The organism is Agrobacterium sp. 22-210-1 (assembly GCF_053522525.1).
The window spans coordinates 912,718-927,985 of sequence record NZ_JBNWCI010000001.1; the positions used below are offsets into that span (position 1 = coordinate 912,718).

Genomic DNA, 15,268 nt, shown 5'->3' on the forward strand with positions numbered 1-15,268 from the left:
AATTAGCCGTTGTTTTGAACTGTATTTGAGTCAAATTTTATGGGTATTCGAAGCAAATTTTATTACAATTTTACGGATCCCGGCCTTAGGTTTTTGGTAGCCATTTATGCCGCTGTATTGACAGCGATTTTCTGTGCGGGGTGATTTTCACAGCCGCGTGAAGTGTTCCGGAGAAGCCGGGCAGGCGAGAGGATTTCCCGTTTTGGGATGGATGTTTCAGCTTGGGACGCCCTGAAAAAGCGGCGAAAAAAACTTCAAAAAAACTGCTTTTTTCTGGGAAAAATGTTTGAGCGGGCGCTTTCCGTCTCGATGTGCGGCCATTGCCGACCCGGAAATTGAAGAGTTTGGCGTGCCACGCCGCGCATCCGGAGGGATGGAAAGTGAAGGCTGGGACGGTATCCCGCGCTGAGGTGTTTCAATCTCGCCTTTTCGCCCCTGCATCGGAAGCCCGTGGAAACGGGGCGACGCGACAGGGAGACTTCCGCGAGGTCAAGGGCTTGGCTGGCTGGATTCTGGCTAAAGGCCGGGCGACGAAAAAGACAAGCCGCAACAGATGCCCGTCAATACCGGGGGCACAGCCGTCGCACATTCAGCGTGACGGAAGTCGGGGCGCCAGGAATGTTGCCCATTCCTGATATTATGGATTTGCGGCTGTTAGTGGCTGCGCACGTTTCGAGGCGGTGCTTTAGAGAAATTCGATCAGCGCGTCCGGTGACTGGACGCGGTCGAATTCGACCGCGACGCCTTCCATGAAGTGGCGCACGATCTTGCCGCTCATGTTCTTGCCGAGCTGGACCCGGCTGCCGAGCGGCGGACGGTTTTCGACTTCGATGGCCGCGCCGGACAGGGAAAGGTCGATCAGCCGGCAGGAGACGAGTACGCCATCTTCCAGAACCAGATGCGCCTTGGCATTGCGCGGCGTCAATCGGTCGTGGCGGCGGTCTTCCGGCAGGCCGAGCAATTGGCGTTTGGCGATCCATGCCAGCTGCGCGGCGAGCTTCTCCCGCTTGCGCTCCGGTGCATTGATGGTGATGACGAAGCCGGAGGCGGTAAGCGACGTCACCGAGCCTTCGATCCGGCCGATATGCTGGAGATAAGCGATGACGCGGTCACCATTGCGAGCCATGCCGGAGCAGGTGAACTGCGCTCTTTCGGCGGTCATCTCGGTTGCGGTGCAATCATATTCTTCGTGGTCGGGCAACATGAGGCGGCCGGAAAAGGACACGACGACGGCGGCGTCGAGGGAGACCTCTTCAACCGGATGCAGGATTTGGGCAGTGTTGACCGAACGAGATGAAAACATGGACAGCGCAATTGTAACGGATGATGATGAGAAATCTCTACTCTGCGCGGGTTAACAGACTGTACTTCTTGATATCTACAATTCTTACTATCGGCGATATCGTTACAGTTTTGACCTATTTTTCAGCAAAGATTCCGGGTTGCCGGGCACCGTCCGTCCTTGCATTGAAGGAGGAACGGACCCGTCAACAGCTGCCTGCGAACGGTGTGACAGCAGCATGTGCGTTTGCCGAATATTGCGTCTGCGCGATATCCATTTGCAGCAGGCGGCTGCTCTTCATCCAAAGGCAATGGATGGGGGTTGCGAATTCATGACGTGGATGTGCCGGAAGCAAGGCCCCGAGCAGCCGCGGGGCGGCGCCTTCGTCCGTGCGCAGCGGCAGCAACAGCATCTCGAATGTCAGCGGTGCTGCGCCGAAGTCATCCTCCGCCTCGACATCGAAGACGACGGGCAATTGATGTTGCAGGATACCGCGCGCGACGCGGCAGGGGAAAACGGCTTTTGCCGCCGGCCACAGTTCCGAAAACGGGCGGTCGCGCAATTCCCGGCCAAACAGGTCGCAGATGCGCGTGCCGGCGAGACGGAAGAAGGGCGCTTCCTCTCCCTTTTCCGTCAGGATGAAGAGATCACCGAGATGATGTTTCAACCTTGCGGGATCGATGTCTTCGCGACGGGGGGCGGGCCTGTTGCCGCGCAGCTCGTCCCAATAGTTATATATGTCCAGTCCGGCCATGCTTTTCATAGCACCGTTCTCCATGTTCGCTTTTGGGACATCATGTCCATCCGAACGCCTGTATTGGGAGGTGTAGCGATTTTCGTGCCAGCCAGTTTTGTTAAGGTTAACAAAGGGTTGATATTGCGCGACGACAAAGCCCGTGGCATCGGTGCGGCCATGTCGGGGACAAGCTCCGGTCAGCACAATTGATGGCAGCGCTCGTGGTTTAACGGCGTCGCCGCAAGCCGGACTGCCTTTGGCGGCGGCGCTTGAACCGGCCCCGGTTCTGGCGTCAGTTGCCTGAAAGGCAGGACGGCTTTTTTTTCGTCCGGGCTTCCTATATTGCTCGGAAGATAGAAATTTCGACAAGACAGGGATGCGATCATGTCCTACGGGGACGGCGAACAGCCGCCGGTTTCGGAAACGCCGGAGCCGAAAGACGACACGAACAATCCCGTCTTCAACCTGCCGCCGCTTCTCGTTGGCATATTGGCGGCGCTCCTGGTTGCCTATGTGGTTCCTGCCTATCTGCTGTCGGAGGATGGCAGCAACTGGTTCATCTTCACCTTTGGCTTCATTCCACTGCGGTATGCCGTGCCTTTCTCCCAGCAGGGTCTGGAATGGCTCTGGACGCCGGTAAGTTATTCTTTCCTGCATGGCGGCATCGAACATATTCTGTTTAACGGATTGTGGCTGATGGCCTTTGGTGCACCGGTTCTGCGTCGGATCGGAACATTGCGCTTCGTGCTGTTATGGTGCATTTCCGCCGCCGTTTCGGCCTTCGGCCATGCGGCGTTGAACTGGGGCGATGTCACGGTGCTGATCGGCGCGTCCGGCGTCGTCTCGGCACTGATGGGAGCAGCCTGCCGTTTTGTTTTTCCCGCCCGTGGTGGCTACAACGCCTCTTTCGGCCATCTGATGCCGAGGCAGGGTATTCTGGAGGCGCTTTCCAACCGCACCGTGCTGATCTTCACGCTGATGTGGCTGTTCGGCAATGTGCTTATCGCGGTCGGGATACCATTGTTCGGCGATGTCGGTGGTGAAATCGCCTGGGACGCGCATGTTTTCGGGTTCCTGCTGGGCTTCCTGTTCTTCGGCCTGTTTGATCGCCCGCTGCGCTAAAGCCGGGTAGAGGCGCACCACGGCTTGTGGCGGCGCATCGAAGCGATCACGCTCCTTGTCGGCCATGGCGCAAATTTGCTTGGGTGCGTCCCATCCGGGATTGCATTCACACGGGCCTCAGCGCACCATGGTTCATGATTTGCAACCGCCGGGGGAGACTGCGGCGTGCTGTAATCGCTGAAAAGAGGAGGAAGGCATGGCAACATTCGTAAAGGATCTTCTCGACCGCAAGGGCCGGGACGTCGTGACTGTGGGTCCAGAGGTCAGCATCGGCGAAGCAGCGGCAACGCTGCATACGCACAAGATCGGTTCGGTCGTCGTGACGGATGCCGACGGTGTGGTTCTCGGCATTTTCACGGAACGCGATCTGGTGAAAGCCGTGGCGGGCCAGGGCGCCGCTTCCCTGCTGCAATCCGTTTCGGTGGCCATGACCAAAAACGTCATCCGCTGTCATGGTAATTCCACCACCGACCAACTGATGGAAATCATGACCGGCGGGCGGTTCCGCCACGTTCCGGTGGAAGAGAACGGGCGTCTCGCCGGTATCATTTCCATCGGTGACGTGGTGAAGGCGCGGATCGGCGAGATCGAGGCCGAGGCGGAGCACATCAAAGCCTATATTGCAGGATGACCTTGCGTCCCGGTTGGAGGCGGCCGGGAAATGCGCAAACACAAAAAGGTAGAGCGTTTTCGCGTTTCGCAGAAAAGCGGAAATGCTCTAGCCGGAACTCATGCGTCGTCTTGCGTCACAAGCCGCCATTGAAGGAAGTCGGCTATTTTAGTGGATATTTCCACGTAGAACTCTTGCCGCTCATCATCGGTGCAGACAATTTCAACCCGATTGAACTGCGAAATGAATGTGCCATTGCTGGACCAGTTGCTCTCGGCTGTTCCTTTCACAATGGTGATGTCGATCCACGGCTGACCATCTGCCGATCCAAAACTGACGGCGTTTCTGCGTCTGAGTTGAGGCTGCCCTTCCAGAAATCCGATCAGCAGAGCCGTGTCGCATAGTGTGCTTTGCGCGGCTGGAGGCAGGATTGAGATATACCAATACATGGGCTCACGACAGCTCGGCGTTTCATCCGTCCGTTTCGCATGATTTATGAACCTGGAGACGTTTCAGCTGTGGCCGGCGCTAACGCCGGAACGCCTGCTGCATGCGCTCCAGTTCGGGAATGCGCGCACGCGTTTCCTGATATCCCCTGTCGATGGCTTCGCTGGCGCGATGGAATTCCGACAGGCCGATATCGTTGATGCGCGGATGCAGCATGAGGTCGGGCGGATCGCCGGCGAGGCGCGAGCGTGAAATCCGGTCCTGAATGATGTTGAAGGCCTGCACCATGACGCCTGGCAGGCCGGGACGCGGCGCGCTCTCCATGGGCGGAGCGGAACCTGCATGTGGCGAGGCTGCATGCTTGACCACGGCGGAACGGCCAAAGAGATCGTAATTGAGATTGACGGCAACCACCAGCGCCTGCTCATAGGCCCGGCAAACCGAAACCGGCACGGGGTTGACCAGCGCGCCGTCGATCAAAGTGCGGCCATTGCATTGCACCGGTTCGAAAATTCCCGGCAGTGCATAAGATGAGCGAAGCGCCGTGACAAGGTCACCCTGATGGATCCAGACCTCATGGCCGGTGCGCAGTTCGGTGGCGACGGCGATGAAGGGGTGGTCCAGGTTTTCGACGCGCAGGCCTTCCAGATGCTCCTGCATACGCTTGGTCAGCCGCATGCCGCCAAACAGGCCGCCGCCGCCGATCGTCAGATCGAGCAGGCCCGCAATGCGGCGCATCGTCAGAGAACGGGCAAATTCTTCCAGCTCATCGAGTTTGCCGGCGAGATAACAACCGCCCACCAGAGCGCCGATCGAGGTGCCGGCAATCATGCCGATCTTCACGCCTGCCTCGTCCAGCGCCCGCAGGACGCCGATATGAGCCCAGCCGCGCGCGGCCCCGCCGCCAAGCGCCAGAGCGATGCGGCGCGTATCGACGCGCTCGGTGACGATGGGCGGCTCCATGTCTTCGGGGTTTCCAGCCGCGAGCTGATTGCGACGATTTCCCCATCCCAACATGATCGCACTCCCTGCCAGTTCCGTGAGGCTCCGTCCTATCCCCGGAACCTGCTATATTGGTAGCAAATTGGTGCGGCTGATGGAAGCCGGCCGTTTATGTGCCGGAATAGGTGGTTGCCGGATCGAAATGGCGGGTATCGTCGGTGATTTTGGTCACGGCGTTGCCATCAGACATTTCCACGGTGCGATAAAAACAGGAGCGGCGGCCAGTATGGCAGGTCGCATCGTGGCCGGCGACGGAGACTTTCAGCCACACCGCATCCTGATCGCAATCGGTGCGGAATTCCTTCACCGTCTGCAGGTTGCCTGATGTTTCGCCCTTCTTCCAGATCTTGTCGCGTGAGCGGCTGTAATAGTGGGCGATGCCCGTTTCCAGCGTCAACGACAGGGCGTCGGCATTCATATGGGCGACCATCAGCAATTCACCATCGCGAGCGTCGGTGACCACGGCGGTGACGAGGCCGTGGGCATCGAATTTCGGCGAAAAAAGGCCTGCGTTTTCGAGCACTTCCTTATCCGCAGACGCGGATGGAAAGGGAATGGACATGGTAACCCCGGAAACTGAACTGGCGGAACGATCAGAGCGGCGAAAGAACGGAATCGGTTCCGCCACTCCAGGTCTTATCTGATCACCGGATTTTCCGAAAACCGCGCTGGCGATTCGGTCCGATGATTAGCGGTTCCGCACCATGGTCATGAAGCGGACCTGCTCGGCCGGGTCGTTCTTGAACGTACCCGTGAAGCTGGTGGTCAGCGTTGTCGACCCCTGCTTGTTAACGCCGCGCATGGACATGCACATATGTTCGGCGTCGATCATGACGGCCACGCCGCGCGGTTTCAGCGTTTCCTCGATGGATCTGGCGATCTGCGCGGTCATGTTTTCCTGCGTCTGCAGGCGGCGGCCGAAGATTTCGACAACGCGGGCAATCTTCGACAGGCCAAGCACGCGGCCAGCGGGAAGATAGGCGACATGCGCCTTGCCGACGATCGGCACCATATGGTGTTCGCAATGGGAGAAGAACGGGATGTCGCGCACCAGCACCACATCGTCATAACCGCCGACTTCCTCGAAGGTCGTGCCGAGCACGTCCTGAACATTCAGCTCATAACCGGCGAAGAGTTCGCGATAGGCCTTGGCGACGCGCTTCGGCGTATCCAGAAGTCCTTCACGGGCAGGATTTTCTCCCGCCCAGCGCAGAAGAACGCGTACTGCTTCTTCAGCTTCCGCCTGGCTTGGGCGAGCTTCGGCCACGTCGGGTTTTGTGCCAGCGCCGGGGAAATTCTTCACGATCGCATCCATTTCGTCTCTCCCGATGCGGGTAAAGGCCGCACCTGAACTCGTTTTTCATCGCGAACTTGTGTTCGCAGTTGCTGCTATCTGGTTGTTTTACAGCATTTTGGCAAGGCCGCTGCTAATAATTCGGTATCGAAGCCGTTAATTTCATCATGGCTTGATGTCCAGAAAGCTCGTTAGCATATAATGAGAATGAAGGGCAGGAAAGCTTCACTGCGACAAACGCTGTGTTTGAAAAATATGACCTGTCCCGTTTTGGGCATTTTGAGCGCGCCGGACACCTGACGATGGATGACATCTATAATAACCGCATTCTGGACTTTGCCGGGAATATTCCGCTGATCGGTGTTCTTGAGGATGCCGATGCCAGCGCCGAAAAACACTCGCGGCTATGCGGTTCGAAACTCAAGGTCTATCTGAAGGTAAAAGACGGTGTCGTGACCGGATTTTCGCATGAGGTTCGTGCCTGTGCGCTCGGTCAGGCGTCGGCCTCCATCATGGCCCATCATGTCATCGGCGCTTCCAGCGGTGAAATCCGCCAGGCGCGGGAAGATATGCTGGCCATGCTGAAACAGGGCGGCGAGGGCCCCACGGGCCGCTTTGAGGATATGCGGGTGCTTTCCCCCGTCCGGGACTTCAAGGCACGTCACGCCTCCACCATGCTGACTTTCGAAGCGGTGGTCGATGCGCTTGACCAGATCGAAGGCCGGCCGGTCCTGAATGCTGCGGGTTAGACCATGTGCGGCGAACCGGGCTGCCGGCACCAGCAGACGGCGGCGAAAGCGGGCCGATCCCGCAACTGGACAGGCAGCTTTGCCAAAACGCCGGGACGGCTTTTAGGCGTCGGTCTCATCAGGTTTTATCAGCTCACATTTTCCGGTTTCATCGGCAATTCCTGCCGTCATATCCCCACCTGTTCCGAATATGGCTATGAAGCCATCGCCCGCCACGGACTTTGGGCAGGCGGATGGATGACGCTGTTTCGCGTTGCGCGCTGCGGTCCGGGCGGCACCAGCGGGCTGGACCCGGTGCCGGAAACTCTCGGTGAAAAGCGACGCTGGTGGGCACCCTGGCGTTACTGGAGCCTGCGCAAATGAGCGAGTATGTGGCGCTGCTGCACAGCATCGTTCTAGGCGCCGGCAAGCGGCTTGTGATGGCCGATCTGCGGGCGATGGCCGAGGAATTGGGATTTCAGGACTGCAGAACGCTGGTGGCAACAGGAAATCTGGTCTTTCGTGGCGGGGCAGTTGCCGCCTGCGAGATCGAAGACAGGCTTGAGCGCGCTTTTGAGGCGCGGTTCGGCAAACATGTCGATATACTCGTTCGGACGGGCGGGGACTGGCTGCGACTGGCGTCGAACAATCCGTTTCCGCATGGCAATTCTCCTGACGTCTGCATTCGGGTGATGCGGGAGCCGCTTGGTGAGGACGTTCTTGGATTACTGGAGAAATATCGCCAGCAGGAAAAGATTGCCGTCGTCGGCGGCGATCTTTGGATCGACTTTCAAGGCAAGCCAAGCGAGAGCTGGTTGCTGTCAGTGCTGACCACGAAGAGGCTCGGCATAGGCACGACCCGCAATGCCAATACCGTCAACGGGCTGGCGAAAATGCTCGGCTGAAACGCCCTTCACCTTTGACTGGAATGGCAAAAGCCTTTATCAGCCTGCCTGTTCGCTTATCGCGGGCAAATCATTATTCCAACACCACCCGCATTCGTTGGCGGGACTGGACAGGAGCACTAGACGATGTCTGAAGCCATTTCCCTTACATTTCCCGATGGATCCGTGCGCAGCTACCCCGCCGGTACGACCGGTCGCGAGGTCGCCGAATCCATCTCCAAATCGCTTGCCAAGAAGGCTGTCGCCATTGCGCTTGATGGCACCGTGCGCGATTTGTCCGAGACCATCACCGATGGCAAAATCGAGATCGTCACGCGTGAAGACGGGCGTGCGCTGGAGCTCATTCGCCACGATGCCGCGCACGTGATGGCGGAAGCCGTGCAGGAGCTTTGGCCCGGCACGCAGGTGACGATCGGTCCGGTGATCGAGAACGGTTTTTATTACGACTTCGCCAAGAATGAACCCTTCACGCCGGAAGATCTGCCGAAGATTGAAAAGCGGATGAAGGAAATCATTCAGCGCAACAAGTCGTTTACCCGCGAGATCTGGTCGCGCGAAAAGGCCAAGGAAGTCTTCGCCGCCAAAGGCGAGAACTACAAGGTCGAGCTGGTCGATGCCATTCCGGAAGGCCAGGACCTGAAGATCTATTATCAGGGTGACTGGTTCGATCTTTGCCGTGGCCCGCATATGGCCTCCACGGGGCAGATCGGTACGGCCTTCAAGCTGATGAAGGTGGCCGGCGCCTATTGGCGCGGTGACAGCAACAATGCAATGCTGTCGCGCATCTATGGCACCGCCTGGGCGACGCAGGAAGAGCTGGACAATTATCTCCACATTCTGGCCGAAGCTGAAAAGCGCGACCACCGTCGCCTCGGCCGCGAAATGGACCTGTTCCATTTTCAGGAAGAGGGGCCGGGCGTCGTCTTCTGGCACGGCAAGGGCTGGCGCATGTTCCAGACGCTGACGGCCTATATGCGCCGCCGGCTCGCCAATACCTATCAGGAAGTCAACGCACCGCAGGTGCTGGACAAGTCGCTGTGGGAAACGTCCGGTCACTGGGGCTGGTATCAGGAAAACATGTTTGCGGTGAAATCCGCCCATGCCTTTACCCATCCCGATGACGAGGAAGCCGATCAGCGCGTCTTCGCCTTGAAGCCGATGAACTGCCCGGGTCACGTGCAGATCTTCAAGCATGGCTTGAAGTCTTACCGCGAAATGCCTGTCCGCCTTGCGGAATTCGGAAATGTCCATCGCTACGAAGCATCGGGCGCGCTGCATGGCCTGATGCGCGTGCGTGGCTTCACGCAGGACGATGCGCATGTCTTCTGCACGGAAGAGCAGATGGCGGCGGAATGCCTGCGCATCAATGATCTGATCCTCTCGGTTTACGAGGATTTCGGCTTCAGCGAAGTCGTCGTCAAGCTCTCCACGCGCCCTGAAAAGCGTGTCGGTTCCGACGATCTCTGGGATCGTGCCGAAAGCGTGATGATGGATGTTCTGAAGACCATCGAAGAGCAGTCCGAAGGCCGCATCAAGACCGGCATTCTGCCGGGCGAGGGCGCTTTCTACGGGCCGAAGTTCGAATATACGCTGAAGGACGCCATCGGCCGTGAATGGCAGTGTGGCACGACGCAGGTGGACTTCAACCTGCCGGAACGCTTCGGCGCCTTCTATATCGACCAGAATTCCGAAAAGACGCAGCCGGTGATGATCCATCGCGCCATCTGCGGTTCGATGGAACGCTTCCTCGGTATTCTCATCGAGAACTTCGCCGGCCATATGCCGCTGTGGTTCGCGCCGCTTCAGGTCGTTGTCGCCACCATCACCTCGGATGCCGACGATTACGGCCGCGAAGTGGCCGAAGCGCTGCGCGAGGCGGGTATGGTGGTGGAGACCGATTTCCGCAACGAGAAGATCAACTACAAGGTCCGCGAACATTCGGTGACCAAGGTTCCGGTCATCATCGTTTGCGGCCGCAAGGAAGCGGAAGAGCGCACCGTCAACATCCGCCGCCTCGGTTCGCAGAACCAGACGCCGATGTCGCTGGAAGACGCGATTACCAGCCTCGTGGATGAGGCAACGCCGCCGGATGTGAAGCGCAAGCTTGCGGCGAAGAAGCAGGTTGCCTGATAAATGACGACGGCCCCTTCGGGGGCCGTTTTCGTTTTTGGCAAAGTCCTGAAAGCTCTCTTCCGTCATGCTCGGGCCTGTCCCGAGCATCTGCAACGTCTCGATTGAGTTGAACGTGTTTAGATCCTTGGGACAAGCCCAAGGATGACGTCGCGCGTAAGACGGAGAGTCATCATCCTAAAGGCTGAGGATGACTTCGAGAGCGGTGACGTTTACTCAAAATCCCCGGTCATGTCTTCCGGCGCCTGATCCTTCATCAGCACTTCCACATCGGAATCCCGACCGGACGTGACCTTGAAGTTGCGCTGGAATACCTTGTCCTTGTTGCGGGCGATGGCGGTGTATTCGCCTTCCGCCAGCACCATGGTCGAAAAGGCGCTGACGCTTTCATTCACCACGTCGCCGCCGCCGTTCAGAACCGACCAGGCCGTGTCGGCAATCGCCTCGCCGCCTTCTTCGGAGACGAGCTTGAGGGTAATCTGCGCTGCCTGGTGCTGGAGGGTCGCTTCGGTGAGCTTGCCGGCTTCCACCTGGATATCGGCGCGTACCACCGCATTGACGTTGCCATATTCGGAAACCACGTGATAGGTGCCGGCGTTGAGGCGAACGACGGTATTGGGCTTGATGTCGGCCATCACGAGACCGCGCTCACCGTCCGGGCGGGCATCGGAGGAGTAGACGGAGAATTTCAGCTGGTTGCCGGAAATCTGCTTGTCGGACCCCGCAACCGCATTCAGCACGAAACCGCCAGCATCGAGAATCAGTACCTGTTTCTGGACGTTGCCTGATGTCGGGACATTGAGTTTCTTGGTGACGCCGGCGCGGCCGAAGGCGACGTTGACGAAATATTCGCCGGGCACCAGATGGAATTCCGCCGAGCCGCCCTCCGAGCTTGCCAGCATCGGCAATTTGCCATCGGCACCCGGAATGGGGCTGAAGACGCGCCAGGACAGACCTTCCTTTACCGCTTCGCCGCCGCTCGTCAGCTTGGCTTCCATGGCGATATCGCGGGCGGTGCTTTCCGGGGCATTGGGTGCTGTCGGTGCAGTGAAAGCATTGAGCTTCGGCATTTTCGGCGTGCCGCCCAGCTGCTTGAAGTCTTTAAAGGCGTCCTGCGAAAAAGCGGCTTGTGATAAAACGCCGAGCGTGGCGCATGCAATGGCCAGACGTGTCGCGAATTTCGCCGCGAATTTGATTGCCGACATTTTCGATACCGATTGACTTCTTGATTTTCCCGGATCACTTCAAAACCAATGCCATGGCTATTTCAAGGCCCTAGTTTCGCGATGACAGCAGAATGGAAGATTTTTGATCATGACTAGCGATATCAAGCTCCTCGACTACCTCAAGGTTCGCCGCTCCACGCCCGCTTTGCAGCTTGCAGAGCCGGGGCCTTCGAAGGGGCAAATCGAGGAAATCCTCCGCCTTGCCGTACGCGTGCCTGACCATGGCAAACTCGCCCCCTGGCGTTTCGTGGTTTATCGCGGTGAAGATCGTGTGCGTCTCGGTGAGACAGCGCTCCGGATCGCGCTTGAGAAAAACCCGGAACTGGACCTGCAGCAGCAGGATGCCGAGCGCACCCGCTTTACCCGCGCGCCTGTCGTCATTGCCGTCATCAGCACCGCCAAGCCGCATTTCAAAATCCCGGAATGGGAACAGGTGATGTCGGCTGGCGCGGTATGCCTCAATGTCATCTTCGCCGCCAATGCCAACGGTTTTGCGGCGAACTGGCTGACGGAATGGCTTGCCTTCGACACGGCCTTCCTGGCGGAAATCGGCGTCAGCGCGGAAGAAAAGGTGGCGGGATATATCCATATCGGCTCGACCACATTCCCGCCGGTGGAACGGCCTCGGCCGGAGCTTGCCGATGTCGTCACCTGGGTTGGGGATGTCTGATGTTCTACACCACCGATACCAACCAGCACGGTCTGCCGCACGATCCTTTCAAGGCGATCGTCGCGCCGCGGCCGATCGGCTGGATCGGCTCGAAGGGGAGGGACGGTTCGCTGAACCTCTCGCCCTATTCCTTCTTCAATGCGATTTCCGACCGGCCGAAGCTCGTGATGTTTTCCTCCAGCGGGCGTAAGGACAGCCTGCGCAATGTGGAGGAGACCGGCGTTTTCACTGCCAACCTCGTCAGCCGCCACCTGGTCGACCGGATGAATGCCTCTTCAGCGCCGGTTGCTTACGATGTCGATGAATTCGCCCTTGCCGGCCTGACTGCCGTTGATGGCCGGGTGGTGGATGCGCCCTTTGTGGGCGAGGCGCTGGCGGTGCTTGAATGCCGCGTGACCCAGGTCCAGCAGCTGAACGATATCGACGGAAAGCCGGCGGATTCGTGGATGGTCATCGGACAGGTCATGGCTATCCATATCGATGAGACGATCATTCGCGATGGTCGCATCGATATGGGGCTTGCGCGTCCCGTGGCGCGCATGGGTTATATGGATTACTGCGATGGCGGCAGCGATGTATTCCAGCTGCAGCGTCCCTCTACTGCGCCGTAAATATATTCCTTCGCCGGCAAGGGTTAAATTTTATGGTGAACCAAACGTAAACTATTTGCGCCTAGAGTTTTATACATGGTGGCGGCGATGATGCCGTCATCCATTGTTGCGAATGTGTTTCGAGGCTCAGGTGATCGTACAGGCATTTCTTCGCTGGTCTGAAAAGGCTGGATCGACCGAGCGGGCGAAGGCCGCCAATGCTCTCGGCCGTGCCTATCTGCATTCCGACATGGCGCGGGAAAACCGCGATGCCGCCTATATGGCAATGACCTATCTGCTCGACGACCCGTCGCCGCGTGTGCGGCTGGCGCTTGCCGAGGCGCTGGCGGATGCCACTGATGCGCCGCGTGCCATTCTCGTTTCACTTGCCGAAGACCAGCCGGAAATCGCCTGTACGGTGATTGCCCGTTCGCCGGTCCTTACCGAAGCCGATCTGGTTGACCTTGCCGGGCGCGGTGAGAGCCTGACGCGTGCCCTCATCGCCGCAAGGCCAGGTCTGCCGCGCGGGGCCTGCGCGGCACTTGCCGAAGTCGGCGATCTCTCGGAAACCATCATTCTTCTCGAGAATGACGACGCCTTCATCACACCGTTCTCGCTGCGGCGCATTGCCGAGCGCCATGGCTCGGACGCCGACATTCGCGATCTCTTGCTTTGCCGTGAGGCGCTGCCGGCTGATGCGCGGCACCTGTTGATGGCGCGTGTCAGCGAAGCTCTGGCGGGTTCGGCGCTGGTTCATGCGCTCATCGCACGCAACCGCGCCGACAGTATTTTCCGCGAGGCGGAGGATTCTGCCACAATCCTCATCGCAGCAGCCGTTGCGTCGCCCGAATTGCCGGCGCTGGTGGAGCATCTGCGCCAGCGGCTGGAACTGACACCGGCGCTGCTCATCCACGCCGTCTGTTCGGGGCGTCTGGAGTTCTTTACCGCGGCCATGGTCAATCTCTCCGGTCTCGAAGACCGCAAGGTGCGCGCCATTCTGGCAACCGGGCGGCCGCATGCGTTGAAGGCCCTGTTCCAGTCGATCGGTCTTTTCGGCGACGTTGTTGACGTCTTCATCGAGGCGACGCTGATGTGGCGGCGTGCCGCCCGCTCGCAGCTTTCAGAGGCGGCTGCTTCCGTCTCTGCCGAGTTGCTGGCGCATTTCCGCGACGTCAACGGTTCCGAAACATTGTTCGAACTGCTACATGCCGTGCGCAAGCTGGCGATTGCGGAAGAACGGCAGAAGGCCCGGTATTATGCCGAGGCACTGACGGTTGAGGCTGCCTGAGTTTTATTTCTCTAGGCGTTTGGCAATCCACGAATAGCTGTTTTCGACCACTCTGACCGGCGTGCCCAGCAGATGCTTAATGCCTTCGGTAGATGGCAGGATGCGGCTGACGCGGCTGATTGCCTGTTTTGTCAGGCTTTCTTCCTCTTTCTGCGTCACCTCTGCGCTTGCCTGCGGCGCCGTATCAGCCGGTGCCGTTGCGGCAGGGGGCTGTGTGCCGGCCGTCTGCGGCGTCTGTTCGCCCGGTGTCTGGCAAACAGCCACCACGACCGGATAGGAGGCGTTGGCGTAGCGCTCCAGCTCCTTTTCCGACACGGCGTCGCAAAGCTCGATGCTTGTCCAGCGCTGCTGCGAGGTGGCAAGGTAATGGCAGTCGGTGGCGCTGTCGTCGCAACCAAGGAAGGTCATGAGAACGAGGGCTGTTTTCATGGGGTGTGTTGCCTCTGTCGGGAATAATGCTCTAGAAACTCATCTATCCGGATTGCAGTGACATTACGACGAAATACGCATTTTTTGAGAGAAAGCAGGCATTCCATTGGCCATCGAAATCAAGCTTGAAACACCCCGGCAGGAAGCGGTTCTGCGCCTCATCGATCTTTCCAATGCCTATATGGCGTCACTTTATCCCGCCGAGAGCAATCATCTGGTCGATATTGGTCAGCTGGAGAAGGATAATGCCTCGTTTTTTGTGGCGCGCCATGAGGGGCGTGTTGTCGGATGCGGGGCGCTGGTGGAAGCGGGCGACGGCACGGCGGAAGTCAAGCGCATGTTCGTTGACCCTGACGCGCGGGGACTGCGGATCGGCAAGTTGATCATGGATACGCTTGTTGCGCGTGGCGTCGAACTTGGCCTTACCGCCATCCGGCTCGAAACCGGCATCAGCCAGCCGGAAGCGATCGGTTTATACCGCAAGGCGGGGTTTGTGGAAATCGAGGCCTTTGCGCCCTACAGGCCGGATCCGCTCAGCCTGTTCATGGAAAAGGCGCTCTAGGGCGAAGGCACAGATTTGCCTGATGGACTGGCGATGGGGACGTTTAAGACGTTGCCATAGCATCCACCCACGTCACCCCGGACTAGATCCGGGGTCTATCGCGATCAAGTCCTTGATCGCGATAGATTCTTTTCACGGCGCAGACGCGCCTTGACTGGATGCCGGATCAGGTCTGGCATGACGGATGAGAGGTAAACGATCTTGGTCCGCCATCCGGCGTTTCAGGCAATCGCCCTTCGCCGCAGGC

At 58.8% G+C, this 15,268-nt stretch carries 18 protein-coding genes; 10 read left to right on the forward strand and 8 right to left on the reverse strand.

Features of this window, described 5'->3' with window-relative positions:
- Nucleotides 1–685: 685 nt before the first annotated feature.
- Nucleotides 686–1,303, reverse strand: a complete 618-nt coding sequence (locus ACQZ5F_RS04700; RefSeq protein ID WP_448731048.1) for a PilZ domain-containing protein — start codon at nucleotides 1,301–1,303, stop codon at nucleotides 686–688.
- A 184-nt stretch (nucleotides 1,304–1,487) separates the two neighbouring features.
- Complete coding sequence (locus ACQZ5F_RS04705; RefSeq protein ID WP_046798295.1) at nucleotides 1,488–2,045, reverse strand: PAS domain-containing protein; 558 nt, start codon at nucleotides 2,043–2,045, stop codon at nucleotides 1,488–1,490.
- A 357-nt stretch (nucleotides 2,046–2,402) separates the two neighbouring features.
- Here ACQZ5F_RS04705 and ACQZ5F_RS04710 point away from each other — a divergent pair, with 357 nt between their 5' ends.
- Nucleotides 2,403–3,140 (forward strand): rhomboid family intramembrane serine protease, encoded by a 738-nt coding sequence (locus ACQZ5F_RS04710; RefSeq protein WP_046798296.1) that lies wholly within the window; start codon nucleotides 2,403–2,405, stop codon nucleotides 3,138–3,140.
- A 196-nt stretch (nucleotides 3,141–3,336) separates the two neighbouring features.
- Complete coding sequence (locus tag ACQZ5F_RS04715) at nucleotides 3,337–3,771, forward strand: CBS domain-containing protein (protein WP_046798297.1); 435 nt, start codon at nucleotides 3,337–3,339, stop codon at nucleotides 3,769–3,771.
- 98 nt (nucleotides 3,772–3,869) lie between these two features.
- Here the strand turns inward: ACQZ5F_RS04715 and ACQZ5F_RS04720 are convergent, their stop codons facing one another.
- The 4 genes from ACQZ5F_RS04720 to folE all read right to left on the reverse strand — a co-directional run bounded on the left by ACQZ5F_RS04720 (nucleotide 3,870) and on the right by folE (nucleotide 6,514).
- Nucleotides 3,870–4,199: a hypothetical protein gene (locus tag ACQZ5F_RS04720; RefSeq protein WP_046798298.1), complete on the reverse strand. Its 330-nt coding sequence runs from the start codon at nucleotides 4,197–4,199 to the stop codon at nucleotides 3,870–3,872.
- Nucleotides 4,200–4,278: 79 nt separating this feature from the next.
- Entirely contained in the window at nucleotides 4,279–5,214 is a 936-nt protein-coding gene (locus ACQZ5F_RS04725) for a patatin-like phospholipase family protein (RefSeq protein WP_046798299.1), read from the reverse strand.
- Between the two features lie 94 nt (nucleotides 5,215–5,308).
- Nucleotides 5,309–5,761 carry a phosphoribosyl-AMP cyclohydrolase gene (gene hisI / locus ACQZ5F_RS04730; protein ID WP_225339748.1) on the reverse strand — a complete coding sequence of 151 codons (453 nt, stop codon included), beginning with the start codon at nucleotides 5,759–5,761 and terminating at the stop codon, nucleotides 5,309–5,311.
- A 126-nt stretch (nucleotides 5,762–5,887) separates the two neighbouring features.
- Complete coding sequence (gene folE / locus ACQZ5F_RS04735; protein WP_046798300.1) at nucleotides 5,888–6,514, reverse strand: GTP cyclohydrolase I FolE; 627 nt, start codon at nucleotides 6,512–6,514, stop codon at nucleotides 5,888–5,890.
- A gap of 281 nt (nucleotides 6,515–6,795) precedes the next feature.
- Between folE and ACQZ5F_RS04740 the strand changes: the two genes are divergently transcribed.
- The 4 genes from ACQZ5F_RS04740 (at nucleotide 6,796) to thrS (ending at nucleotide 10,256) form a co-directional block, all read left to right on the forward strand.
- A complete protein-coding gene (locus ACQZ5F_RS04740) occupies nucleotides 6,796–7,242 on the forward strand; it encodes an iron-sulfur cluster assembly scaffold protein (RefSeq protein WP_046798458.1) in 447 nt (148 codons plus the stop codon).
- A gap of 3 nt (nucleotides 7,243–7,245) precedes the next feature.
- Complete coding sequence (gene yidD, locus ACQZ5F_RS04745; protein WP_046798301.1) at nucleotides 7,246–7,605, forward strand: membrane protein insertion efficiency factor YidD; 360 nt, start codon at nucleotides 7,246–7,248, stop codon at nucleotides 7,603–7,605.
- Nucleotides 7,602–8,126 (forward strand): DUF1697 domain-containing protein, encoded by a 525-nt coding sequence (locus tag ACQZ5F_RS04750; protein WP_225339749.1) that lies wholly within the window; start codon nucleotides 7,602–7,604, stop codon nucleotides 8,124–8,126. Before yidD ends, ACQZ5F_RS04750 begins: the two co-directional genes overlap by 4 nt.
- 126 nt (nucleotides 8,127–8,252) lie before the next feature.
- Nucleotides 8,253–10,256, forward strand: a complete 2,004-nt coding sequence (thrS, locus tag ACQZ5F_RS04755; RefSeq protein ID WP_052819753.1) for a threonine--tRNA ligase — start codon at nucleotides 8,253–8,255, stop codon at nucleotides 10,254–10,256.
- Nucleotides 10,257–10,468: 212 nt separating this feature from the next.
- On the opposite strand, the gene ACQZ5F_RS04760 is transcribed toward thrS, so the two are convergent.
- Nucleotides 10,469–11,461, reverse strand: coding sequence for a hypothetical protein (locus ACQZ5F_RS04760; protein ID WP_046798304.1), 993 nt, complete (start codon nucleotides 11,459–11,461; stop codon nucleotides 10,469–10,471).
- Between the two features lie 109 nt (nucleotides 11,462–11,570).
- Between ACQZ5F_RS04760 and ACQZ5F_RS04765 the strand changes: the two genes are divergently transcribed.
- The 3 genes from ACQZ5F_RS04765 (at nucleotide 11,571) to ACQZ5F_RS04775 (ending at nucleotide 14,030) form a co-directional block, all read left to right on the forward strand.
- Nucleotides 11,571–12,152 carry a nitroreductase family protein gene (locus ACQZ5F_RS04765; RefSeq protein ID WP_046798305.1) on the forward strand — a complete coding sequence of 194 codons (582 nt, stop codon included), beginning with the start codon at nucleotides 11,571–11,573 and terminating at the stop codon, nucleotides 12,150–12,152.
- Complete coding sequence (locus ACQZ5F_RS04770; RefSeq protein ID WP_225339750.1) at nucleotides 12,152–12,763, forward strand: flavin reductase family protein; 612 nt, start codon at nucleotides 12,152–12,154, stop codon at nucleotides 12,761–12,763. Before ACQZ5F_RS04765 ends, ACQZ5F_RS04770 begins: the two co-directional genes overlap by 1 nt.
- A 112-nt stretch (nucleotides 12,764–12,875) precedes the next feature.
- A complete protein-coding gene (locus ACQZ5F_RS04775; protein ID WP_225339751.1) occupies nucleotides 12,876–14,030 on the forward strand; it encodes a DUF2336 domain-containing protein in 1,155 nt (384 codons plus the stop codon).
- A gap of 3 nt (nucleotides 14,031–14,033) precedes the next feature.
- On the opposite strand, the gene ACQZ5F_RS04780 is transcribed toward ACQZ5F_RS04775, so the two are convergent.
- A complete protein-coding gene (locus ACQZ5F_RS04780) occupies nucleotides 14,034–14,459 on the reverse strand; it encodes a hypothetical protein (protein WP_046798308.1) in 426 nt (141 codons plus the stop codon).
- 106 nt (nucleotides 14,460–14,565) lie between these two features.
- On the opposite strand from ACQZ5F_RS04780, the gene ACQZ5F_RS04785 reads away from it, so the two are divergent.
- Nucleotides 14,566–15,021: a GNAT family N-acetyltransferase gene (locus ACQZ5F_RS04785; protein ID WP_052819757.1), complete on the forward strand. Its 456-nt coding sequence runs from the start codon at nucleotides 14,566–14,568 to the stop codon at nucleotides 15,019–15,021.
- Nucleotides 15,022–15,268: the final 247 nt, after the last annotated feature.